The 22,051-nt window shown below is 64.5% G+C and carries 21 protein-coding genes, 1 tRNA gene and 1 rRNA gene; 12 read left to right on the forward strand and 11 right to left on the reverse strand.

Features of this window, described 5'->3' with window-relative positions:
* The 4 genes from rrf to HGO92_RS17340 form a co-directional block, all read left to right on the forward strand.
* Window positions 1–72, forward strand: a 5S ribosomal RNA gene (gene rrf / locus HGO92_RS24755); the annotation flags it as partial.
* A 94-nt stretch (window positions 73–166) separates the two neighbouring features.
* On the forward strand, window positions 167–649 hold the full coding sequence (locus tag HGO92_RS17330; protein ID WP_169997054.1) for an SRPBCC domain-containing protein: 483 nt from the start codon (window positions 167–169) through the stop codon (window positions 647–649).
* 123 nt (window positions 650–772) lie between these two features.
* Window positions 773–2,152 (forward strand): FAD-binding oxidoreductase, encoded by a 1,380-nt coding sequence (locus HGO92_RS17335; RefSeq protein ID WP_169997056.1) that lies wholly within the window; start codon window positions 773–775, stop codon window positions 2,150–2,152.
* A gap of 9 nt (window positions 2,153–2,161) precedes the next feature.
* The gene (locus HGO92_RS17340; protein ID WP_169997058.1) at window positions 2,162–2,770 is read left to right on the forward strand and encodes a methyltransferase domain-containing protein; all 609 of its coding nucleotides are present in this window, start codon (window positions 2,162–2,164) and stop codon (window positions 2,768–2,770) included.
* Window positions 2,771–2,846: 76 nt separating this feature from the next.
* Here the strand turns inward: HGO92_RS17340 and HGO92_RS17345 are convergent, their stop codons facing one another.
* The 4 genes from HGO92_RS17345 to HGO92_RS17360 all read right to left on the reverse strand — a co-directional run bounded on the left by HGO92_RS17345 (window position 2,847) and on the right by HGO92_RS17360 (window position 7,841).
* On the reverse strand, window positions 2,847–4,211 hold the full coding sequence (locus HGO92_RS17345) for a DUF4032 domain-containing protein (RefSeq protein WP_169997060.1): 1,365 nt from the start codon (window positions 4,209–4,211) through the stop codon (window positions 2,847–2,849).
* Between the two features lie 32 nt (window positions 4,212–4,243).
* Window positions 4,244–5,392 (reverse strand): ABC transporter ATP-binding protein, encoded by a 1,149-nt coding sequence (locus HGO92_RS17350; RefSeq protein ID WP_169997062.1) that lies wholly within the window; start codon window positions 5,390–5,392, stop codon window positions 4,244–4,246.
* A gap of 162 nt (window positions 5,393–5,554) precedes the next feature.
* Complete coding sequence (gene otsB, locus HGO92_RS17355) at window positions 5,555–6,370, reverse strand: trehalose-phosphatase (protein WP_440915785.1); 816 nt, start codon at window positions 6,368–6,370, stop codon at window positions 5,555–5,557.
* Window positions 6,363–7,841, reverse strand: coding sequence for an alpha,alpha-trehalose-phosphate synthase (UDP-forming) (locus HGO92_RS17360; RefSeq protein ID WP_169997064.1), 1,479 nt, complete (start codon window positions 7,839–7,841; stop codon window positions 6,363–6,365). Before HGO92_RS17360 ends, otsB begins: the two co-directional genes overlap by 8 nt.
* A 196-nt stretch (window positions 7,842–8,037) precedes the next feature.
* Between HGO92_RS17360 and HGO92_RS17365 the strand changes: the two genes are divergently transcribed.
* From HGO92_RS17365 to HGO92_RS17385, 5 genes are all read left to right on the forward strand, one after another.
* The gene (locus HGO92_RS17365; RefSeq protein ID WP_169997066.1) at window positions 8,038–8,895 is read left to right on the forward strand and encodes a DsbA family protein; all 858 of its coding nucleotides are present in this window, start codon (window positions 8,038–8,040) and stop codon (window positions 8,893–8,895) included.
* Between the two features lie 114 nt (window positions 8,896–9,009).
* Window positions 9,010–9,086: transfer RNA gene (locus HGO92_RS17370), tRNA-Thr, on the forward strand.
* A 220-nt stretch (window positions 9,087–9,306) separates the two neighbouring features.
* Entirely contained in the window at window positions 9,307–9,786 is a 480-nt protein-coding gene (locus HGO92_RS17375; protein WP_169997068.1) for a hypothetical protein, read from the forward strand.
* A 75-nt stretch (window positions 9,787–9,861) separates the two neighbouring features.
* Window positions 9,862–11,142, forward strand: coding sequence for a CAP domain-containing protein (locus tag HGO92_RS17380; protein ID WP_169997070.1), 1,281 nt, complete (start codon window positions 9,862–9,864; stop codon window positions 11,140–11,142).
* A gap of 92 nt (window positions 11,143–11,234) precedes the next feature.
* Window positions 11,235–11,378 (forward strand): hypothetical protein, encoded by a 144-nt coding sequence (locus tag HGO92_RS17385; protein WP_205834628.1) that lies wholly within the window; start codon window positions 11,235–11,237, stop codon window positions 11,376–11,378.
* 69 nt (window positions 11,379–11,447) lie between these two features.
* Here HGO92_RS17385 and HGO92_RS17390 read toward each other — a convergent pair whose 3' ends face one another.
* The 3 genes from HGO92_RS17390 to HGO92_RS17400 all read right to left on the reverse strand — a co-directional run bounded on the left by HGO92_RS17390 (window position 11,448) and on the right by HGO92_RS17400 (window position 13,132).
* Complete coding sequence (locus HGO92_RS17390; protein WP_169997074.1) at window positions 11,448–11,777, reverse strand: hypothetical protein; 330 nt, start codon at window positions 11,775–11,777, stop codon at window positions 11,448–11,450.
* 69 nt (window positions 11,778–11,846) lie between these two features.
* Window positions 11,847–12,347 (reverse strand): flavin reductase family protein, encoded by a 501-nt coding sequence (locus HGO92_RS17395; protein WP_169997076.1) that lies wholly within the window; start codon window positions 12,345–12,347, stop codon window positions 11,847–11,849.
* A gap of 77 nt (window positions 12,348–12,424) precedes the next feature.
* The gene (locus HGO92_RS17400; RefSeq protein WP_169997078.1) at window positions 12,425–13,132 is read right to left on the reverse strand and encodes an ion transporter; all 708 of its coding nucleotides are present in this window, start codon (window positions 13,130–13,132) and stop codon (window positions 12,425–12,427) included.
* Between the two features lie 127 nt (window positions 13,133–13,259).
* Here HGO92_RS17400 and HGO92_RS17405 point away from each other — a divergent pair, with 127 nt between their 5' ends.
* Window positions 13,260–14,486 carry a S1C family serine protease gene (locus HGO92_RS17405; protein WP_240974723.1) on the forward strand — a complete coding sequence of 409 codons (1,227 nt, stop codon included), beginning with the start codon at window positions 13,260–13,262 and terminating at the stop codon, window positions 14,484–14,486.
* Window positions 14,487–14,575: 89 nt separating this feature from the next.
* Window positions 14,576–15,595, forward strand: a complete 1,020-nt coding sequence (locus tag HGO92_RS17410; RefSeq protein ID WP_169997080.1) for an LLM class flavin-dependent oxidoreductase — start codon at window positions 14,576–14,578, stop codon at window positions 15,593–15,595.
* A gap of 21 nt (window positions 15,596–15,616) precedes the next feature.
* Here HGO92_RS17410 and HGO92_RS17415 read toward each other — a convergent pair whose 3' ends face one another.
* From HGO92_RS17415 to HGO92_RS17425, 3 genes are read right to left on the reverse strand one after another with little or no spacing between them, the layout of a single operon-like run.
* Complete coding sequence (locus HGO92_RS17415; protein WP_169997082.1) at window positions 15,617–16,417, reverse strand: IclR family transcriptional regulator domain-containing protein; 801 nt, start codon at window positions 16,415–16,417, stop codon at window positions 15,617–15,619.
* 35 nt (window positions 16,418–16,452) lie between these two features.
* Window positions 16,453–18,309, reverse strand: a complete 1,857-nt coding sequence (locus HGO92_RS17420) for a bifunctional sugar phosphate isomerase/epimerase/4-hydroxyphenylpyruvate dioxygenase family protein (protein WP_169997084.1) — start codon at window positions 18,307–18,309, stop codon at window positions 16,453–16,455.
* 31 nt (window positions 18,310–18,340) lie between these two features.
* The gene (locus HGO92_RS17425) at window positions 18,341–19,213 is read right to left on the reverse strand and encodes a shikimate dehydrogenase (RefSeq protein WP_169997086.1); all 873 of its coding nucleotides are present in this window, start codon (window positions 19,211–19,213) and stop codon (window positions 18,341–18,343) included.
* 299 nt (window positions 19,214–19,512) lie between these two features.
* Here HGO92_RS17425 and HGO92_RS17430 point away from each other — a divergent pair, with 299 nt between their 5' ends.
* Window positions 19,513–20,844 carry an MFS transporter gene (locus HGO92_RS17430; protein WP_169997088.1) on the forward strand — a complete coding sequence of 444 codons (1,332 nt, stop codon included), beginning with the start codon at window positions 19,513–19,515 and terminating at the stop codon, window positions 20,842–20,844.
* Window positions 20,845–20,983: 139 nt separating this feature from the next.
* Here the strand turns inward: HGO92_RS17430 and HGO92_RS17435 are convergent, their stop codons facing one another.
* Window positions 20,984–22,024 (reverse strand): Atu2307/SP_0267 family LLM class monooxygenase, encoded by a 1,041-nt coding sequence (locus HGO92_RS17435; protein WP_169997090.1) that lies wholly within the window; start codon window positions 22,022–22,024, stop codon window positions 20,984–20,986.
* Window positions 22,025–22,051 lie beyond the last annotated feature (27 nt).

Raw genomic sequence — 22,051 nt, forward strand, 5'->3', positions numbered from 1 at the left:
CCGGAAGCTAAGACCCACAGCGCCGATGGTACTGCACCCGGGAGGGTGTGGGAGAGTAGGTCACCGCCGGACATCTTTTGAAAGTGAAGGGCTCCACCATGACGGTGGAGCCCTTCACCCATTTAAAACGGCGAACGAGGTAGGTCGACCCCGTTAGGCTTGGGGTATGAGCCCATCGCTGTTCTCGCACGCTGCTGAAGAACCTCAGCCTTCCAAAGTCTTGGAACCGATTACCTTTGAGGTCACGGTCCCGCACGCGCCGGAACAGGCCTTTGAGGGTTTCACCGACCTGATCCACCTCTGGTGGCCGGTGGATACCCACAGCATCTTCGGCGACGGGTCCCACGTTGAGTTCGAAGAGACAGTCTTGACAGAGACATCGGACAGGGACGAGGTCCGCAACTGGGGCGACATTCTTGAATGGGAGCCGGGCCGGCTGCTATCCCTGACCTGGCACCCCGGAGCAGGGCCTTTAACGGCCACCAGACTCGAAGTCCGGTTCACGGCTGAGGGCCAGAGTACCGTCGTACGGCTGAGACACTCAGACTGGGGCCAAGCGGCCGATGGTGCAGAACGGCGACTAAAGTACCAGCAGGACTGGCCGTCCGTGCTGAGCAAATATGCGAGGTTCATGGGGGCCATTCGCTGAAGTAGCGCTCCCCTGAAATCGACACGGCAAGGACTCCTGGCTCTGGCCAGCTTCCCCAGCCGTGCACAGCCCGCGTCTTTGGACCGGAAATATCGAACGACAAGATTCGGAAGGCCCTACCTAATGACTGACTCCATCATTAGCGCACTGCAAGCAGCGCTGCCGGCGGAACAGGTTAGCGTCCGTGAGGATGTACTGGCCGCACATGCCCTGGACCAGGGGCCGGTCATAGACCACAAACTGCCCATCGCCGTTGTGTGGGCGAAAAGCGTTGAAGACGTGCAAGTCGTCATGAGGCTGGCGCATACGCACAGCGTGCCGGTAGTTTGCCGCGGCGCTGGTACAGGTGTGTCCGGCGGCGCCCATGCCACGACCGGCTGCCTCGTGCTGAGCCTGGAACGAATGGACCGCATCCTCGAGATCCACCCCGAGGACGAAATCGCCCGTGTGGAGCCTGGCGTCGTCAACGCCGATCTGAATACTGCAGTGGCCCAATACGGGTTGATGTACGCTCCCGATCCAGCCAGCTACAAGACATCCACGATCGGCGGCAACGTCGCGACGAACGCGGGAGGACTGCGCTGCGCCAAGTACGGCGTGACCCGTGAATCAGTCCTGGCTCTCGACGTCGTGCTTGCTGACGGCACACTTATCCGGACCGGGCGCCGGTCCTTCAAGGGCGTGGCGGGCTATGACCTGACGGGTCTTTTCGTGGGCTCCGAGGGCACCCTCGGCGTCGTTGTAGGGGCCACGGTGCGGCTGCGCTACCTGCCTGCCGATGTACAGACGATTGCCGCATTCTTTCCGGAAGTGACGACGGCGGCCGCCGGTGTGCTGGCCGTCGGCAAGGCGCGTGTGCAGCCGGCCATCATGGAGTTGCTCGACGGCAACACGCTGCTCCAGCTGGACGCAGAACAGGGCTCCGACCTGCGCCAGCGCGGCGGTGCGCTGCTGTTGATCCAGACCGATGGCTTTGCGGCCGAGACCGAAGCGAAGATCGTCCGGCAGGTGCTGCAGGGTCTCGGTGCCACTGTTACCGCTGAAGTCAGTGAGGAAGCCGTCCGTTTGGTGGAGCTGCGCCGGCACAGCCGCGGTGCGGAAGTCGACGATGTCTACCGCGTGGGCGAGGACGTTGCTGTGCCTCGGTCCCAGCTGGTCCACTACATCGCCGAACTCGAGCGGATAGCCGCTGACCATGAAGTCGGGCTCAAAGTTGTGGCGCATGCCGGCGACGGGAACCTCCATCCAACCTTTTGGGTGTCGGCCGGAGAGGCGGAGAAGGTTCCGGTACTTAACGCCGCGCTGGATGAGTCCATTGAGGTGGGCCTTGCGCTGGGCGGCACCATTACCGGCGAACACGGTGTCGGTCAGTACAAAGTGCGTTGGCTCCCGCTTGAACAGCGGGAAGAAGTGCTGGAGCTGCAGCGCGGGATCAAGGCGCTGTTCGACCCGAAGGGGCTGCTGAACCCGGGCAAGGCATTGCCGGAACGGATCGAGGCGTAGGCTGTGGTTGTGCGTAAAGAGACATTATGGGAAGCCCAGAAGCGTGAGAACCCGGGCCATTCGGCCTGGTACATCCAGCGTTTCGAGAATATGCGAGCCCAAGGAAACGACCTTCACGGCGAGGCCCGGCTGATCGATGCCATGGCAGAGCGGGGCAGCCGGATCCTGGACGCCGGCTGCGGCCCGGGCCGGCTGGGCGGTGAGCTGGCGGTCCGCGGCCACCAAGTGGTGGGTGTCGACGTCGATCCGGAGCTGATCGAAGCCGCGCGGCGCGACCACCCGGACGTCAACTGGTTCGTCGGAGACCTGACCGAACTGGACCTGCCTTCACAGGGGGTTGCCGAGGCCTTCGACCTGATCGTTTGTGCGGGCAACGTGCTCACATTCCTGGCTCCCGGTACGGCTCCGGAAGTCCTGGCGGGAATGGCGCGGCACCTGGCACCGGAAGGCCGGCTGGTGACTGGGTTCGGCGCCGGCAGGGGATACGACTTCGACCAGTTCATGGCAGACGCATCCGGTGCCGGCCTGGCCGCCGACCACAAGTTCGGGACCTGGGACCTGCGTCCCTTCACACCGTCCTCGGACTTCCTGGTGGCCGTCTTCAGCCTGGCCAGGTAAAGCCTGTCGCCGGCCCTGCACTGATCAGTGCGTGGTCCAGGGGCCTTACACAACTCCGGGGGTTCCCTCGCGGGGCCTATTCGTCGTCGTTGTTGTTCTCGTTGTCGAGTGAGTTCGCGGCGAGCAGCCTGGCGGTCTTGTCATCGGGGTTGAGCAAAATCGCCGCTTCGTCCCGGCGGTGGCGCAACACATCGTCGATATAAGCCTGGACCGCTTCCGCCAGCGGCACATTGCGGCGCTGGCTCTCGGAGATGTACCAGCGGTGCTCGAGCACCTGGTGGACCACCTCAGCCGGTTCCAGCTTGCCCGCCAGCTCGCGCGGAATGGCTCGCACCACCGGCTCGAAGACGTGGCGGACCCACGCGTGGGCGCTGATTTCCTCGTCCAGATCCGGATTGTTGTCCGCGCGGTAGCCGTCCAGGTCATTGAGCAGCCGCCGCGCCTGATTTTCCTGCACGTCCAGTCCGGTCAGGCGGATCAGCCGGCGCTGGTGGTGCCCGGCATCCACGACTTTGGGCTGGAGCTGGATCTGGGACCCGTCCGGCGTTGTTTTGATGGAAAACTCTTCGACATCGAAACCGAGATCATTCAGCCGGCGGATACGGGCATTGACCCGCCAGCGGTCGCCCAGCTCGAAGGACTCCTTCTCGGTCAGTTCCGCCCACAGCTTGCGGTAGCTATCCATGATCCGCTCGCTGGTGGCCAACGGGTCGACCTTGTCCTCAATCAAGCCGCCTTCAAGCAGATCCATCAGCTCGCCGGCGATGTTGACCCGGGCTATCTCCAGATCGTACTCGCGCTGGCCGTTGGACAGCTTCGGGTAAAGCTCACCCGTCTCGGCATCCACCAGATAGGCGGCGAACGCGCCGGCATCCCGGCGGAACAAGGTGTTGGACAGGGAGACGTCGCCCCAGTAGAAGCCGACCAGATGCAGCCGGACCAGCAGCAGGGCCTGGGCATCGATCAGCCGGGTCAGCGTGTCCCTGCGCAGGGTCTGGGAAAACAGCGCCCGGTAGGGGAGCGAGAACTTCAGGTGCCGGGTGACCAGCACCGGATCCAGCTCCGCACCGTCCGTGGTGTGCCGGCCGCTGATGACGGCGACCGGTTCCACGCAGGGCACATCCAACCGCTGGAGCTTGCGGAGCATATGGTATTCGTGCCGGGCGATATGCTCGCTGGTTTCCTTGATGGCAATCACGGAACCGCTCAGATGCGCAAACCGGACAATATGCCGGGAAATACCGCGTGGAAGAGCGGCCAGGTTTTTCGCCGGCCACTCTTCCAACGCAATATGCCAAGGCAGGTCAAGCAGGCTCTCGTCCGTGGTGGCCGAGGTGATGTTCAGCGAACCCAGTGCCGCGGCCGCTCCGCCATTGTGCGAGCGGGGCAGTTTTCCCACCTGCCCGAAGTCGGTGGGTTCGTTGTGCCAGTTGGCGTCCATCTGCACCGGTCCGTTGAAAGAGCTGTCGGAATTCAGGCCTTGTCCGCCTCCAACGGCCGCTCCAGATCAGCCAGCGATGCATGAGGCGCCGCCGGCGCATTACCGCCCAGGCGCAGGCCGGTCTGAGTGTCGAACAGGTGCACATGGCCCTGCTTCGGGCGCACATACACGGTGGTGCCGGCCTTCGGCGGCGTGCGGCCGTCCACGCGGCCCGTGATGTCATGGCGGCTGCCGTTGACTTCGGTATGGCCATACACATAGGCGTCGGCGCCAAGTTCCTCGACCACATCGATCTCAACGGCCAGACCCTGGCCGTCCGGGGCCTGCTCCAGGTCCTCCGGACGCACGCCGAGCATGACGGTGCTGCCGTGCGCCGAACCGAGCACGTCGCGCGGCACCGGATAGACCGAACCGCCGAACTGGACGCCGCCGTCGGCCACCGGCAGTTCCAGCAGATTCATGGCCGGCGAGCCGATGAACCCGGCCACGAAGATGTTGGCCGGGGTGTCGTAGAGGTTGCGAGGGGAGTCCACCTGCTGCAGGATGCCGTCCTTGAGCACGGCGACGCGGTCGCCCATGGTCATCGCTTCGACCTGGTCGTGAGTGACGTAGACGGTGGTGACGCCGAGGCGCCGGGTCAGCGAGGCGATCTGCGTCCGGGTCTGGACGCGCAGCTTGGCATCCAGGTTGGAGAGCGGCTCATCCATCAGGAAGACCTGCGGATTACGGACAATCGCACGGCCCATGGCAACACGCTGGCGCTGGCCGCCGGAGAGCGCCTTCGGCTTGCGGTCCAGGTAATCCTCGAGGTCCAACAACTTGGCCGCCTCGCGGACGCGCTGGGCGCGCTCCTCCTTGGCGATGCCGGCGATCTTGAGCGCGAAGCCCATGTTCTCGGCCACCGACATGTGCGGGTAGAGCGCGTAGTTCTGGAACACCATTGCAATGTCCCGGTCCTTCGGCGGAACGTCGGTGACATCGCGGTCGCCAATCAGGATCCGTCCGGAGTTCACATCTTCCAGGCCTGCCAGCATCCGCAGGGAGGTGGACTTGCCGCAGCCGGAGGGGCCGACAAGGACGAGGAATTCGCCGTCCGCGATCTCCAGGTCAAGCTTGTCTACGGCGGGCTTCTCTGTGCCCGGGTACAAGCGCGTAGCATTATCGAACGTTACCGTTGCCATGGTGTTTCCCTTCACGGGCAGGTACGTGCCCGACGATCCGTTGTGATGGGTTGATATTCAGTTAGGTGAGCTGGCTCACGGAACCAAGTATTGCATGCGGAGGCAAATTCCTTGTTTGCGGCTTAGCACTGGGCATCCGGTAAGTTCAGTGGGGAAGCCGGTTCAGCCCTGCGGTGCGGCCCGGCGCAGTTCCGCCAAGGTTTCGAGCACCCGGGCAAAAGCGACCGGGGAGTCGACCCGGAAGGCCGCCCCGGAGTCCCCGGGGCCGATCTTGACGCCAAGATCCTGGGGCTGCAGGGCCTTGATGGCGTCCTCATCCGTGACGTCGTCGCCCGCGAAGAACACCGCGGTAGCCTCCGTAAACGCGCGCAGGAGTTCCAGGCCCTGCCCTTTGTCGGAGCTCAGGACCGAGGTCTCGAGTACCCGCTTGCCGTCCGTCAGGTGCAGTCCCTCGATGGCCGACAGCTGGCGGCGTGCTTCCTCGGTGGCCGCTTCGGCCACCGAATCTTCCGCGGTGCGGGTATGGAGCACGACGCCGGCCGGCTTGGCTTCCAGCCTCGTTCCCGGGTGGGCAGCAACCACCGTTTCGATCACCGCGGTGGCCTGGCGCAGCGCCAACGCCTGCGCCTGATCCAAGGTCAGGGCGGGGCTGCCGGGTCCGGTGAAAACTTCGGCGCCGTGCGAACCGATGAGCAGGGTTCTATCGTCCGGCGAGGCGACCAGCCGCAGACTCTCGAGAGCACGGCCGGAAATGAACGCCGTTGTTGTTTCTGGTAGTTCGAGCAGTTCCTTGACGGCGGCAGCGGCGGCCGGAAGCGCCCGGGCGTCTTCGGCGCGGGCGACAATTGGCGCCAACGTGCCGTCGAAGTCCAGCGCCACGAGCAGCCGCGGCGTGCTGCTGATTTTCTCCAGCGCGCGGAGCAAAGCCGGATCCAGCTCCACGCTGTTCTCGTTCATTGCGGACTGGTTGTCATTCATTGCTGCTCCCCGGTGTCTTGCCCAGGGTTTCGCCATCGAGGGCGCGGAGGAAGCTCTGGGACCATTGCTCGACGTCGTTCTGCAGGATCTGGCGGCGCATGACGCGCATCCGGCGGGTCGATTCGCCGGGGGCGATTTCGACGGCGCGCATGATGGCGTCCTTGAGCCCGTCGATATCGTGCGGGTTCACCAGGATGGCCTGTTTCAGGTGGTCGGCGGCGCCGGCGAACTCGCTGAGCACCAGTGCACCGTTGACGCCGGTCCGGGAGGCGACGTATTCCTTGGCGACCAGGTTCATCCCGTCCCGCAGGGCGGTAACCAGCATGACGTCCGCGGCAAGGTAGAGGGCCACCATCTCTTCCTTGGGGTAGCTGTGGTGGAGGTAGCGGATCGCGGTGTTGCTCAGGGTGTCGTAGGTGCCGTTGATCCGGCCCACCGCGCCCTCGATCTCCTCGCGCAGCAGCCGGTAGGACTCGACGCGCTCCCGGCTCGGGCTGGCCACCTGGATCAGGGCCGCATCTTCCACCGTCACCCTGCCGTCCTCGAGCAGTTCGCCATACGCCTTGATCCGGTGCTGGATGCCCTTGGTGTAGTCCAGCCGGTCCACGCCCAGCAGTACCGTCTTGGGGTTGCCCAGCTCCTCGCGGATCTGCCTGGCCCGTTCGATGACTTCGGGGCTCTGGGCCAGCTGGTTGATCTGGTCCACGTCGATCGAGATCGGGAAGGCACCGGCCCGGCAGATCCTGTCGCCGTCGTCGGTCCTGATGTTCACATGCTGGGACTTGATCGTGTGTCCGCTGAAACGCCGGACGCAGCGCAGGAAGTTGCTTGAGTCGCTGGGACGCTGGAAGCCCACCAGATCCGCCCCCAGCAGCCCCTCGATCACTTGGCGGCGCCAGGGCAGCTGGGCAAATATCTCCAGCGGCGGGAAGGGGATGTGGTTGAAGAATCCGATTTTCAGGTCTGGCCGCAGTTCGCGCAGCAGTTTGGGGACCAGTTGCAGCTGGTAATCCTGGACCCAGACGGTGGCTCCTTCCGCCGCGGAGTCGGCAGTGGCCTCGGCGAAGCGCCGGTTGACCGCCTTGTAAACTTCCCACCAGGTGCGGTGGAACTCCGGCGGGGCGATGACGTCGTGGTAGAGCGGCCACAGCGTCGCGTTGGAGAATCCCTCGTAGTACAGCTCCACATCATCGGCACTGAGCTCAACCGGCACCAGACGCATATCGTCGTGGTCGAAGGGCTTCAAGACTTCATCCGCGGCACCGTGCCAGCCGATCCAGGCCCCTTCCGTTTTTGCCATCACCGGTGCCAGGGCGGTGACCAGGCCTCCCGGCGATCGGCGCCAGCTATTGTCGCCGTCCTCGCCTGTAACGCGGTCTACCGGTAACCGGTTGGAGACTACGATGAAGTCATAGTCTCCAAAGCCGGATCCGTCTGTCGCGCCAGAATTGTTCGCCTTGGTTTCCGCCATGTGACTCTCCTGACCGTAGTGAATCCTGATATTGACTCTATAAGACAGGAACCATCCGGCAGTCCCGGTGCGTTAATAATGAATGTAAGTGCGGTGAGCTGCACCACGAGAACACCGCGAATATTGTAGTTTCAACTAAGCTTTTGTTCGGACGGCAGGACGTGGCCGCCAGCAGAGCCGAAAGACTTGAGGACATATGGCATCCCAGAACACCCCCAGGCCCACGAAGGCCGAGCGTACCGCCGAGGCGCGTGAAAAGGCCCGTCAAATGCGTGAAACGCAGCAACGCAAGGAAAAGCGCAATTCGCTGCTGGTCCGCTGGGGTGTTATTGGTGCTGTTGTCGCGATCGTCGCCATTGTCGCCATCATCGTGGCAACCAACCAGCGCGGGGACTTCCCCGATGCCGGTCCCACGCCGGCCAACGGCAACGAATACGGCGGCATCACGCTGACGTCCAGCACCGAGCTGGAACCGACCACGCAGACCACGGTGGATGTGAACAGCATCGACGCCGAGGCGGAGTCGCCGGCAGTGCCCAGCGGCATCGCCGAGGCCCCCGAGGGCGAGCCGGCCCAGATCGTGATTTACGTGGATGCAGCCTGCAGCCATTGCGCCACGTTCGAAGAGACCAACGGCGATCAGCTGAAGGAGTGGCTGGACAACGGCGATGCCACGGTTGAATACCGCGCTGTGGCGTTCCTCGACCAGCCGGCTACCGGCAACTACTCTTCCCGCGGCGCCAACGCCCTGGCTTGCGTGGCCGAATCTTCGCCGGAGAACTACCTCTCGTTCATGGAGTTGCTCTTCGAAAAGCAGGTACCCACCGGTCTCTCAAGCGATGAGCTGGCCGCCACTGCTGCCGAGGCTGGTGCCGAAGGTGCAGAAAGCTGCATCCAAGACGGGACCTACCGTCCCTACGCCGCGTACGCCGATGCTCTGGCCCGCGCCGACGGCGTCGGGGGAACCCCTGCTGTCTACGTCGACGGCCAGGTCTGGGATAACACCGGCGACTTCGTTGAGTTTGCCCAGCCGATCATCGACGCCCGCTCCTAATCCACATTCCGAAGGGGATGCCCGGTTGGATGCTTTGCGTTTCGCGCGAAGCGCCCAACTGGGCTAACCTTATCTAGCTGGAATTTCCAGCAGAGCTGGCTGCGAAGCCAGTGCGCCTCCTTAGCTCAGTTGGCCAGAGCACCTGTCTTGTAAACAGGGGGTCGCCGGTTCGAATCCGGCAGGGGGCTCCAGCGCGGAAGGCTTCGGTTCCTGAAGGTTAGGAACCGAAGCCTCTTTTCGTTTTTGGCAGTCCCGGCTGTGCGGACGTCCTGATGGTCTCCATGCGATGCGGCCGATGCGGCTTCCCCGGAAGCCCAACGAGGGGAAGAATGAAACGATGACGGATGCGCGCGGTCCTGCCGTGCCCCGGGAGAGCGGCGCCGGGGCAAGTGGGGGAGCAGGAGCAGGTCCATGAAATCCGTGCCGATCGGCGTCATTCTGGTCATCGGCGGGACAGTCGTCGGCGCCATCGTCGGTGCGTTCTACGGGTTCGTGCCCACAGCATTGTTTGCGTTCGCCAATGCACCGGCAACGGGTCGCGCCGGTGGCGTGGACATGGGGCAGTTTGCCCTGATGCTCGGCGCCATTGCCGGGGCTTTCATCGGGATCACGGCCAGCATCGTATCAATCACGGCTCTTCTCATCAGCGGGCGCCGGTTGCAGGGCAGGCTGTGGCTCAGGGCGGCGGTTGCCGGAGCCGGAGCACTGCTGGGTGCTGCTTTCGCATTCATCCTGATGATGACAGTACTGGGCGGCGGGGGTCCGTCCTGGTCGGAACTGCCCTCGGCCGCACCTGTCTTCCTCGCCGCGGCAATGTTGGCGGCCGTGGCCGTCTTGCTTCTGGACCGAATTTCGGGACTAAAAGCGGACACGCCGGAGCGTCATCCTTGACCCGATGAGGAGATGTGGTTAAAGGATTTCTAAAAAACGTTCCATCAAAGGAAGTAAGCATCTAAGCTTCTACTTGTGCAAAAAACTGTTAAACCATTCATTGCCTTGGCTGTGCTGCTGATGATGCTCCTGTCCGGGATGGGGCCTGCGTCCGCGGTCACCCGGACGGCCAGCGACCCCTTCGTCAAAGAGGTGTTGCGCCTGATCAACGAGGAGCGGGCCGGCCATGGACTGTCGCCGGTGGTCTGGAACCAGAGCGTCGGCAACGTCTCCCAGCAATGGGCGGAAGAGCAGAACAATCGCATCAACAGGGACAAGTACAGCCTCTCGACGATCCACCGTCCCGGCTACGGAAGCCAGCAAATCCCCGACGGTTACGACTGGTACACGGAAATCATCGGCATCAACAACAACGCCCAGCAGATCGTGGACTGGTGGATGAACTCTCCCGCGCACAAGGCAGGCATGTTGAGCCCAAGCGCCACGGACATCGGCATCGGCTACATGAAGACGACCAAGTCCGGCTGGTACGGCATGTACGTCGTTGTTGCCAATATCGCCGGCTATCCCGGCACACGTGCGGAACTGCCGCCGCATCCGGGCATTGACATGGCGTCCTTCAAAGACGGCGACGTCGCCGCCGTCGATTCCGCCGGAAACCTGTACAACTATCCCACCGCCTTCGGCGGCGACCTGTGGAAGCGCAGCTACATCGCCTCCGGGTTCAAGGGCGTGCTTGAAGTTGAAGTTGCCGACTGGAACGCTGACGGTATTCAGGACGTTGTAGCCAGGTGGAGCTCAGGGAAGCTGACCGTGCATTACGGGCTGGCGCGAGGAGGTCTGGCAGCGGCCCGTACCGTGGGCAGCTCCGGCTGGGCCAACTACGACATTACGGTGACCGATTGGCAACAGGGGGACCTGTACCCGGGAATGGTTGCCAAGAACGAGTCGAACGGCAGGCTCTATTACTACAACAATCCTTACGGTGAACGGCACGGCTCCCGCTTGCAGATCGGCGCCTCGGGCTGGGCGAACCTGGAAATATTCGCGCTGGACTTCGATTACGACGGCAGGATGGACCTGGTCGCCAAGACCCCGCAAGGCCAGCTGAAGCTGTACCGCACCCACGGCAACGCACGGTTCGTTTCCGAATACCGCAGGATCATCGGTGCGTCCGGCTGGAACACCATGCACCATCTGTCTTCCATTAACAATCATCTGGGGAATAGCAGGCCCGGCATTCTGGCACGGGATAGGTACGGGAACCTGCATCATTACCCGGTCTCGCCGAACCAGGTCAACCGGCGCAGCACCATCGGCCAAGGCGGCTGGGACACACTCATGCTGGGGAGCTAGCAGCGGGTTTGATCCGTTCAGGTTTCACGGTTTCGCCCTGAAGATCAGCAGGTCCCGCTTATAGTGGGCGGAGTGAGTCAAGGAGGCGGATGGTGAGCGAAGATAAACCGGAACTGGATCCGGAGATTGACCAGCGCGAAGACGGAGTGGTCATTGAACCCGGGTCCGAGATCGACGAGGACCTGGAGGACACGTTACCCCCAGCTTCGGAGGGAACGGGCGACGCAACGCCCTGACTGCAGTGCCCGGGGCACTGGGCGTGCCGGCCGAAGGCCCCGCTCCCGCGGGACCCTGTGTCCGTCCGGTCAGGAAGCCTTGGCTATCGCTGGGTAATGGCCCCAGGTGCCGTGGTCTACCTCGAGGACCGTGCCGCGCTCGCCGTAGAGGACGTTGACCGATTCTCCGAAGTGCTCGCAATCTTCATCCGGGCACGTGTCCGAGAGGTCTCCGGCATAGTCGTTGGCGAACCGCTGTTCCCATTCGTCTACTTTGCCCATGGCCCAGGCGTTCCCGTCATCCGCCAGGGCTTTAAGCACTTCGATGCTGTAACGCCGGCCCCGCTGAGGATGCCGGGCGGCAGTGGTTGCGCTGCCGCGTTGCAGTGATCCGGTGCTGGGTGTGTTCTTCGTGCTCATGCTCCCAATTTACGTCCCGCTACTGACAGTATTTGGTCTCTGCGTCGGCGCGTCCGGTATCAGGGAAGCTCAGGCCGAATGCCCGGCGTCCAGATCCAGCACCTGGGAGAACTGCAAGGGCTCTGTTCCCGGATCAGCCTCTATCTGGGAAGGGGCCAGCAGGAAGCCCACATGGTCGCCCAGATCAAACCGGTCCAGGACGTCCGCGATCATTCGGCGGGGACAGTCGGTCAGGACGGGAACACCGCCTGGTCCCTCCCGCCAATTGCAGGAGCCGAACTTGTCCACCTCGTCGCCGGTATTCTCCCCGAACAGGGCAGCGAGCTCCCGTTGGCCGGAACCTGGAACATGAACGCCGAGCACCTTGGCGTTCCGGGCCACACGGTAGGTGCGGTTTTGCTTTGAAATGCACACCATGAACCTGACGGGGCTGATGCTGCACTGGGTGGCAAATCCGACCAGGCAGCCGGACAATGACGTATCGAAGCCTTCGGTCGAAGCTGCCGTGACGATGTACATCGGATAATCGAGCCCGGAGACAAAGGCATCCGTGTCCACATCAGTGCTCATACTTTCTCCCGCCGCGCGTCATGCCAAATACCGGTGTCCGGCCGTTTAATTTCCATCCTACGGGCGGGCGTTCCGGTCTAGGAGCCGTCCGCGCCGCGAGGCAGCACGGGTTCTTCAGGACCGCTGCCACGGAGGAAGAACGCGCCGACGGCGCCTGCCAAGGTGGCGAAAACTGCGACGGAATAGACCGCCAGCAGCACTTCCAGCAGCCGCGCGAAGCCGCCCGCAGCAGTCAGTTCACTGCCGGTAATGGTCGACATGGCGGCTTCATGCAAGGCATCGCCGTACCGCTGATACGAGCCGGATACATAGAGCAGCTGGCTGGCGACCATAATGACCATGGCCGTGACTGCTGCGAGCCAACCGATCCGGCCCGAAAGCAGCCTGCCGGCTGAACGTCCGCCGCGGATACCGGCGGAGAGGACACTGCCGAATCTGGCCAGACGTGCCGCCCGGAACACCCGGAGCGCCTGCAACGCACGGAAAAAGCGCAGGAAGGGCACCAACAGGAAGATGATCTGCCACCAGTTGCGCTTCCAGAACCGGCGCTGGAACCTGGCTATGTAGGCGCGCAGCAGGAATTCCGCGACGAAGATGCTCCAGAACAGCCAGCCAAGAACCGACAGGAACGTCAGCAGCCCGGGCCGGGTGGCCAGCATCTGGCCGAGGACGACGAACACAAACAGCAGACCCAGGACGCCCATCGGCCGGTCGAGCCGGGCAGCCAACGCCTGGGCGCGGTCCAGACGTGCCGCTGTTTCCAGATCGTCGCGTGGCTGCGCCATGTACCCTCCAGCTCGTCCGTGCTGTGAACGACAGGTCATCTACCGAGTCATTCCCTGCCAACGCTAGCGACTGGACAGGGCCTCGGCCAGCCGCTGAATCGTGGTCGTGCCAAGGTGCGGGCAGGTTTTGCCCATTCTCCGCCTGGGCCTTGACGCCATCACGACGACGGCGTTGGCTGGTGACAGTGCGAAGGAGACATTGATGCGGCTTCATTTCCAGACAAAGCCACAACGCGCCGTCGTGCCTGCATCCAGCGGCGGCAGCGGGCCCGGCAGCGCTACGCAACGCAGCCGCGGCCGCAAGCGAAGGCGGACCGGCGCAGCGGCCGCGGTTGCCGCCGTCGTGCTTCTGGCCGGTTGTACGGCAACGGACCAGGAGCCGGGCACGCAGACGGAGGGCGCAGCCTCATCCCCGGCAGCAGAGCAGGCGCTCGAACAGGGTAGCAACGAAGGCGTTTCCATACCGGACATCGTTGCCGGTGTGGAGCCTTCCGTGGTCACTATTTTCACCGGGAGGGGTGGTCTGGGCAGCGGCGTCATTTACAGTGCGGACGGGCTGATTCTGACGAACGAGCACGTGGTCCGCGGGGTGGATGAAGTTGAGGTTGGTTTTGCAGATGGCAAGCGCGAGGCCGGCACCGTGGTGGCGGAGGACCCCGTGACGGATCTGGCCCTGGTCCAGGTGGAGCGGACCGGGCTGCCCGCTGCGGAATTCGAGCCGTCACTGCCCCGGGTCGGGGAGTTGGCAGTGGTGATCGGGAGTCCGCTCGGCTTCGCCAACACGGCGACGGCGGGAATCATTTCAGGGCTGCACCGGGAAATTCCCGGTTCGGCTTCCAACAGCCAGTCGCTGGTGGACCTGATCCAGACCGATGCCCCGATCAGCCCGGGCAACTCGGGCGGGGCCGTGGTCAACAGCGAGGGCAAAGTCATCGGCATCAGCGAGGCCTACATCCCGCCGCAGGCGGGGGCCGTAGCGCTGGGCTTCGCCATTCCGGCGGCAATTGCCATGGAGGTTGCCGAACAATTGCGCGAAGACGGCAGCGCCGAACATGCCTTCATGGGGCTGGGGCCGGCGGCCATCACGCCCCAGATCGCGGAGCAGCTTGGCCTGCCGGATACGCAGGGCGCCCTGGTGCTGTCCGTCGTGGACGGTGGTCCGGCCGCGGAAGCCGGGCTGGAGCCTGGCGACGTGATTGTGGGGCTGGGCGGCGAAGAGATCCAGACGCCCGAGGACCTGCTTGCGGCATTGCGCGCCCACGCACCGGGGGACAAGGTGGAAGTGGAGATCAGCCGGGGCAGTGAAGCCAGCCAGCTCACCGTCACGCTCGCGGACCGTCCCTCCGCCGAATGAGGCAGAGTCACGGCAGGCTGAATGAGGGCAATGCAGCAGCAGAATACGGCAACGCAGAGCAGCCGGAATAGAACAGGCTGCCGGCCGTTATGACTGGTGTGCCCCTAACCAAGATCCCCGTCTCCATTCTCGACCGTGCCAACTCCCGCTCCGGAGGAACCGAGGCAGAGGCCTTGAGGACGACGGCGAACCGCGCGCGCCGGGCAGAGGAGCTGGGCTACCACCGGTTCTGGGTGGCCGAACACCATGGCGTCCCGGGGATCGCCGGTTCGGCACCTACCGTCCTGATGGGGGTCATTGCCGCTCAAACGGGACGGATCCGCGTCGGCTCCGGCGGCGTGATGCTGCCCAACCACCAGCCGCTGGTGGTCGCCGAACAGGTCGCGACGCTGCAGGCGCTCTTTCCCGGCCGGATTGATCTTGGCGTGGGGCGCTCGGTAGGGTTCACGCCCGCTGTCCGGCAGGCGCTACGGCAGGACAAGGACGGCGCGGACCGCTTCGAGACGGATCTGGCCGAGTTGCTGAAGTTCCTGACCGGCGAGGCCGCAATTACCTCCCGGCCGTACGACGGCGGTGCTAGGCCGCCTTTCGTACTGGCCACGGGCAAAGGTGCCGACATCGCAGCCAAGGCGGGGCTCGCCGTCGTTGTTGGTGGTCCTGCCTACACCGGGCGGACGGGCATGCCGGCGGCGCTGGCCCGGTACCGTCGGAACTTCCGCCCCTCGCGGTGGTATCCGGAACCTTATGTCATTGTTTCGGCCAATGTCGCCGTGGCGGGGACTGCTGCCCGGGCGCGCGAACTCCTCCTGCCCGAGGCCTGGGCGCTGGCCCAGTCCCGCACCCGCGGCGAGTTTCCGCCGCTGGAACCGGTGGAAAGTGTCCTCCAGCGCCAGCTGACCGGGCGGCAGCAGAAGCTGATCGACGAAAGCCTTGCCTCGTCCATCTACGGCACTCAGGAGGAAGCCGCGGACCAGCTCGCCCGCTTGCTCGACGCCACCGGAGCCAACGAGTTCATGGTCACCGGGAACACCTTCGATCCGGCCGCGCTCGCCGACTCGGACGCCAGACTAGCGGAGCTGATGGGGCTGCCGAGCCAAAGCCCCGCCTGAACGGGCCGCCCTGGCTCAGGCTTACGCGCTGCGCTGGCGTCCGCCGAAGTCATCGGCGATACGCCCGGCCGCCGCCTGCAGACGGGGGAGGATTGTTTCGGCGATGGTCTCCTCCGGGCCGCGGTGGGTCTGCAGCGAGACATTGAGAGCGGCGATCAGGTCGCCGCCGCGGCGCACCGGAACCGCCAGCCCGCGCAGGCCGTCGTCGAGCTCCCGGGAGACCAGGGACCAGCCGCGCTCGGCCGTGCGCTCGACCTCTGCCCGCAGCTCGGCGATGCTGCTGACGGTGTGCTGGGTGTACTTGGTGATCTCGATGCCGTTGAAGAACGCTTCGCGGCTGGCCGGCGGCAGCCCGGCGACGAGCACGCGTCCCATCGAGGTGGCCCAGGCCGGGAACCGGGTTCCAACGTTCACCGAAACCCTGAGCATCCGCGGTGCAAGCACGCGGGAAATGTAGACCACGTCGGTGCCGTCCAGAATGCACAGCGATGTCGTCTCGTCCAGGTCCACGGCCAGTTGCTTCAAATGCGGTTCGGCGATTTGCGGCAGGGTCAGGCTGGAGAGGAAGGTGGCGCCGATATCCAATGCGCGCGGGGTCAGCTCGAAGACACTGCCATCATTGCGCAGGTAGCCCAAGTCGGTCAGCGTCAGCAGGAAGCGCCTGGCCGCGGCACGGCTGAGGTCCGCCTTCGCCGCGGCACGGGTGATGGTGAGGCGCGGTTCGTCGGCGCTGAATGCCAGCAGGACTGCGAGGGTCTTCTCCGCCGACTTGACCCAATAGGCAGGGGTCTCCCCGCTGACGGCTTCGTCGAGCTGTTCCATGGTCCTAACTTTCCTTGCGGGCAATCCCAGTGATTCTAGCCGTGTTTGCTCAGCAGGTATTGCGCGGAGAGGCGGACCGGGGCGTTGGGCGCGCCATACCCGTCGTAGCTGCGGCGGCGTTCGACTACTTCGAAGAAGACGCTTCCCACGGTGGCCGTGTAGAAGTGCAGGAACTCGCCCTGGTCATCCCGGTCGTACAGCAGGTTCAGTTCCTGCAGCGTGGCCAGCAACTCCGGGGCCAGCCGGAAGCGGGCCTGCAGGTCCGCGTAGTAGTTGGCCGGGATCTTCAGGAACTCCAGCCCGCTGGCCACCGCATTGCGGGCCAAAGCGATCAGGTCGGTGCAGCCAAAGGCGATGTGCTGCGGGTAGGCGGACTCTGCCGAGGGGCCAGGCTGTTCCATCACCAGCGGGGCGATGTTCAGGGCGAGGCGGACATTGCCATCCTCCGTCCGCATGACCTGACTGCGCACCAGACCTACCGGGCTGGGTACCTCGGTGGACGGCCGCGGGGCCAGCGACAGTGTGCTTTCGTAGAAGAGGACGCTTTCGTCGAAATGCTGCCAGGGCTGGGCCAGATTGACGTGGTCGATATGGGTGATCAGGTCCTGGCCGGACCTCGCGGCGCCGTCGGTAGCGAATTCGTCGGTCCAGGCCGCCGTTCCGTCCGGCGTCGCCTCGCAGAGGAAGATTTCCGTGGAGTCCGGTGCCTTGACCGCCTGGAGCACGGCTTCATTGGCCTGGCTCTGGCGCGGAACGGCGGTGGCCTTGAGCTGGAGGGCGCGGGAGGCGGCGACCAGGGGGTCTTCGACGTCGAAGGCCAGGGCCGCAATGGTCGGTTCGAGACCGCGGGCCTGCTGCTCGTTGATGATGATCCGGGCCTGTCCCTGAGTCCACAACTGCACCGGCTTAGTGCAGTGCCGGCCACGGAACGTGAAGCCGAGCTGCGAGAGCAGTTGCTGGACGTGCTCCGTGTTCTCCGCTTTGACCTCGGCGAAGTTGAAGCCGGTGGGTTCGGCCACCTGCGGCAGGGTGGCCAGCTGCATCGGGAAGCAGGCGTCCGGGCCATCGGTTTCAACCAGGTGGACCGAGGTGCGTTCCTCGAGCCAGATCAGCGAACGCATGGCATCGACGGCCGTGCGTTCCTCGTCGGCCTGGCGGAAGACGTCGTTGAAGATCTCCAGCGACACCACACCGTTGTAGCCGCTGCGGACGAGGTGGCCCATGAACTTGTCGAGTTCCCAGGCTCCCTCGCCGGGGAAGACCCGGTAGTGCCGGCTCCAGGACAGGATGTCCATGCTCAGCTGCGGCGCATCGGCCAGCTGGACGAAGAAGATCTTCTCCGCCGGGATCTTCTCGATCCCGGCAGGATCCCAGCCGCGGGAGAGGATGTGGAAGCTGTCCAGGCAGGTGCCGATGTTCGCGTGGTCCGCCAGGTCCACGATCCGCATGGCATGTTCGAAATCGTTGACGAACGTGCCCCAGGCCAGTGCCTCGTAGGCGATACGGATGCCGTAGCGGGCGGCGAGGTCGCCGAGGCGGCGCAGCTGGGCCGCGGCGAGTTCGTCGTCGTCGATCGTGGCGGTGCCGACGTTGCTGCAGAGCAGCATCAGGTCCATCCCGAGGGCCTGCATCAGCCGGAACTTCGCCTCGGCGCGGTAGAGGTTGTCCGCCAGCAGCTCTTCGGGCACGCCCTCGAAATCCCGGAACGGCTGGTACAGGTCCAGGCTGAGGCCGAGTTGGGCAGCCAGCGACCGGATTTCCTCGGGGCTGTGTGGGGAGACCAGCAGATCCTGCTCGAAGATTTCGATGCCGTCGAAGCCCGCGTTCGCACAGGCGTGCATCTTTTCTTCGAGCGTTCCGCTCAGGCAAACGGTGGCAATGGAGGTGCGCAACAGGGGACCTTTCGAAGGCGATGAAGAAATGCTAGAGGCCTTGGGCCAGGAGTTCGAGGAAGTGTCCGCGCATGCGGGCCGGATCCGGCTCGAGCCCGGTGATGTAACGGAAGGCATCGACGGCCTGGCCGACGGCCATGTGCCCGCCATCGAGCACACGGCAGCCCTTGGCCACGGCGGTCTTGATCAGTTCGGTTTCGACGGGGCGGTAGATAACGTCGGCCACCCAGTGCCGCGGCTCGAGCAGCTCGGTGTCCAGCGGCAGGCCCGGGTGGTTGTACATGCCCACCGGCGTGGCGTTGAGGAGCCCGTCGGCATCGGCCAGGACGGCGGGCAGGTCTTCCATCGGCGCGGCGGCGACCTGCTGCTCGGGGAAGAGTCCGGCCAACGCGGCGGCACGTTCGGCGGCGCGGGCCGGGTCAAGATCCAGAAGCGTCAGTTTCCGCGCCCCCTTCTTGAGCAGGGCGTAGGCGACGGCGGAACCGGCGCCGCCGGTGCCCAACTGCACCACCGAACCGAGTTCCGCGTCCGGCAGCCCGTGGTCCATGCCCATGCTGAAACCGGAAAAATCCGTGTTGTAGCCGATGAATTTGCTATCCCGGATCAGGACGGTGTTGACGGCGCCGAGCCGGCGGGCGTCGTCGGAAATCTCATCCAGGTGTTCCATCACCAGTTGCTTACAGGGGTGGGTGATGTTGAAGGCGTTGTAGCCGAGCTCGCGGCCCTGGCGCAGCAGTTCGCCGACGTCTTCGGCCGGACGGCCGAGCGATGTCAGGTCAATGGGCCGGTACAGATAGCGGATGCCGTGGTGGTCCGCCTCGCGCTCGTGCATGGGCGGCGTCAGCGACACCGTGATCCCGTCGCCGATCAGGCCGACTAGATATGACTCCGACACCGTGCTCATGTGGACACCTTCCCTCGTTCGGTTTCTGCACAATTGTACGCATATCGCACAGAAGATGGAAGGCCGAACGCAGCGGAGGCGGTTGCCTAACTCTGCTGCCTTGCTGGAGTTGGACGCAGGGTGCTTGAAGGTGGGCGGATCGGGTCTTGCGGATGCCCTGTGAGGTGGGCTACCTTTTAATGACCGTTCGATTTGTGCACAAGTGTGCGAGATGCGCACAGCCCAGCAAGGCGGGCCATCCGCCTCCGGATGTTTCCCCGGCCCGCCACAGATCCCGCAGCAGTTGCAAGGAGCACTCCATGACCGCCGTTCACCAAGAGGATGAGGCCTTCGCCCATCACGGCAAAACACCGAAGCGGGCAGCTATCGCCAGCTTCATGGGCAGCGCCGTCGAATACTACGACTTCTTTATCTTCGGCTCCGCCGCGGCCCTGATCTTCCCGCATGTGTTCTTCCCGGATGAAAGCGCGAATGCCGGCATCATGTCGCTGGCGACCTTCGGCTTCGCTTACGTCGCCCGCCCGGTCGGCGCCATCTTCGTGGGGCATTTCGGCGACAGGATCGGCCGCCAGAAGGTCCTGATGTTCACGCTGGTGCTGATGGGTGCCTCCACGTTCATCATCGGCTGTATCCCCGACTTCCAAACCATCGGTTGGTGGGCGCCAGCCATCCTGGTGCTTTGCCGCCTGATGCAGGGGCTGTCCGCCGCCGGCGAGCAGGCCGGCGCCAGTTCGCTGACGCTTGAGCATGCCCCCGACAACCGCCGTTCCTTCTTCACCTCGTGGACCCTGACCGGCACGCAAGGCGGCCAGATCCTCGCGGCCCTCGTCTTCATTCCTGTGGTGGCACTGCCGGACGAGATCAAGTACGGCATCGGCTGGCGCATCCCGTTCTGGCTCAGCGCGATTGTCGTCATCGTCACCTACTTCATCCGCCGTTCGCTGCATGAAACCCCCACCTTCGAGGCCGCCAAGGCCAACAACGAAATCGCGAAGCTCCCGGTCGCCGTGCTGATGAAGAACCACTGGCGCGACGTCCTGCGCGTCATCTGCTGCGCGTTCATCGCCGCCGTCTCCACCGTCTACGGCACGCTTGCGATTAAGTACGGGGCAGAAGTGGGCAGTGTCGATGAAGGCATCACCCTGTGGCTGGTGGTCGCCGGCAACGTGGGCGCCCTGTTCACCCAGCCGCTCTTCGGCAAGCTGGCGGACCGGATCGGCCGCAAGCCGGTCTTTATCTACGGCGCAGTCGGCAGCGCAGTCTTCATGCCGTTCTATCTGCTCTCGATGGAGTCGGGCAACACGCTGCTGCAGTTCGCCCTGTCCGTAGTGGTCTTCTCCTGCGCCTATGCCGCGGCCAACGCCGTCTGGCCCTCGTTCTACGCCGAAATGTTCAGCGCCAGGGTCCGCTTCTCCGGGCTGGCCATCGGCACCCAGCTGGGCTTCCTGATGGCCGGGTTCGCCCCGTCCATCGTCGCGGCCATCGGCGGGATCCAGGAAGGCGGCTGGGTTGCCACCAGCATCTTCACCGCGGTCATCTGCACCATCGCAGCGGTCTCCGCGCTGACCGCCAAGGAAACCTACAAGGTTCCGACGGAAGAGCTCGGCAAGCGTGAGCCGGTCACCGTCTAACCCCGTCCAGCTCCGACCAGTCGGCAAAGCCAGCGAACGACGCCGGCGGGAGACTTTTTCACAAAGTCTCCCGCCGGCGTCGCTGTTCAGTTGGGCCTTGTTTGAATGGCCTTGGCTGGTTTGGCCTGGTTCGTGTGGGCTACCCTGCGGCGAGCTGCTCGCGGACGGAGGGTGCCACTTCCTTGCCGTAGAGCTCGATGCTGCGCATCAGCTTCCCGTGCGGGAGCGTGCCGAGGCTGTACTTCATATCCCAGCGGTCCAGCCCCAGCCCCTTGGCTACCTTGACGATCTTGGTGGCCACGGTTTCGGGCGAGCCGACAAACAGGGCGCCGTCCGGGCCGGCCTCAGCCTCGAACTGTCCGCGGGTCATGCGGCTCCAGCCGCGCTCGCGGCCGATGCGTTCCTGCATGTCCACGTAGTGCGGCCACATCTCGTCCTTGGCCTGTTCGTCCGTGGCGGCGATGTAACCGGGGGAGTGGGCGCCAATGGCCAGCCGGGGCTGGCCGAACTGGTCGAGGGCCTTGTGGTAAAGCTCCACGAAGGGGGCGAAGTTCATCGGGGCGCCGCCGATGATGGCGAGCATGAGAGGCAAGCCGTAGTGTGCCGCCCGGACCACGGACTGCGGCGTGCCGCCCACGGCAATCCAAGTGGGGAGCGATCCCGAGGCTGTCGGCGGGTAGACCGATTTGTTGTCCAGCGGCCCCCGCGTCTGCCCGGCCCAGGTAATGGGTCTTTCCTTGCGGAGCTCGGTGAAGAGCTGGAGCTTTTCGTCGAACAGGATGTCGTAGTCGGCCAGATCCAGGCCGAACAGCGGAAAGGACTCGGTGAAGGAGCCTCGGCCCAGGATCACCTCGGCACGTCCGTTGGAGACGGCGTCGAGCGTGGAGAAACGCTGGAAGACACGCACCGGATCATCCGAGGAGAGCACGGTGACGGCCGAGCCCAGCCGGATGTTCTTGGTCTGGCCGGCGATGGCCGCCAGGACCACATCCGGTGCGGAGATGGCGAAGTCATCGCGGTGGTGCTCGCCGATGCCAATGAAGTCCAGTCCGACCTCGTCCGCCAGCACCGCCTCCGCGACAACATTGCGGATCACTTGATCCTGCGGGAGAAGCCTGCCGTCGGCGTCGTAAGTAACGTCGCCGAAAGTGTCCAGACCCAGTTCGATTTTCCTTGCCACGCTGCGGCGCCTTCCTGAAGAGCGGTC

The organism is Crystallibacter degradans (assembly GCF_012952295.1).
Taxonomy (GTDB): domain Bacteria; phylum Actinomycetota; class Actinomycetes; order Actinomycetales; family Micrococcaceae; genus Crystallibacter; species Crystallibacter degradans.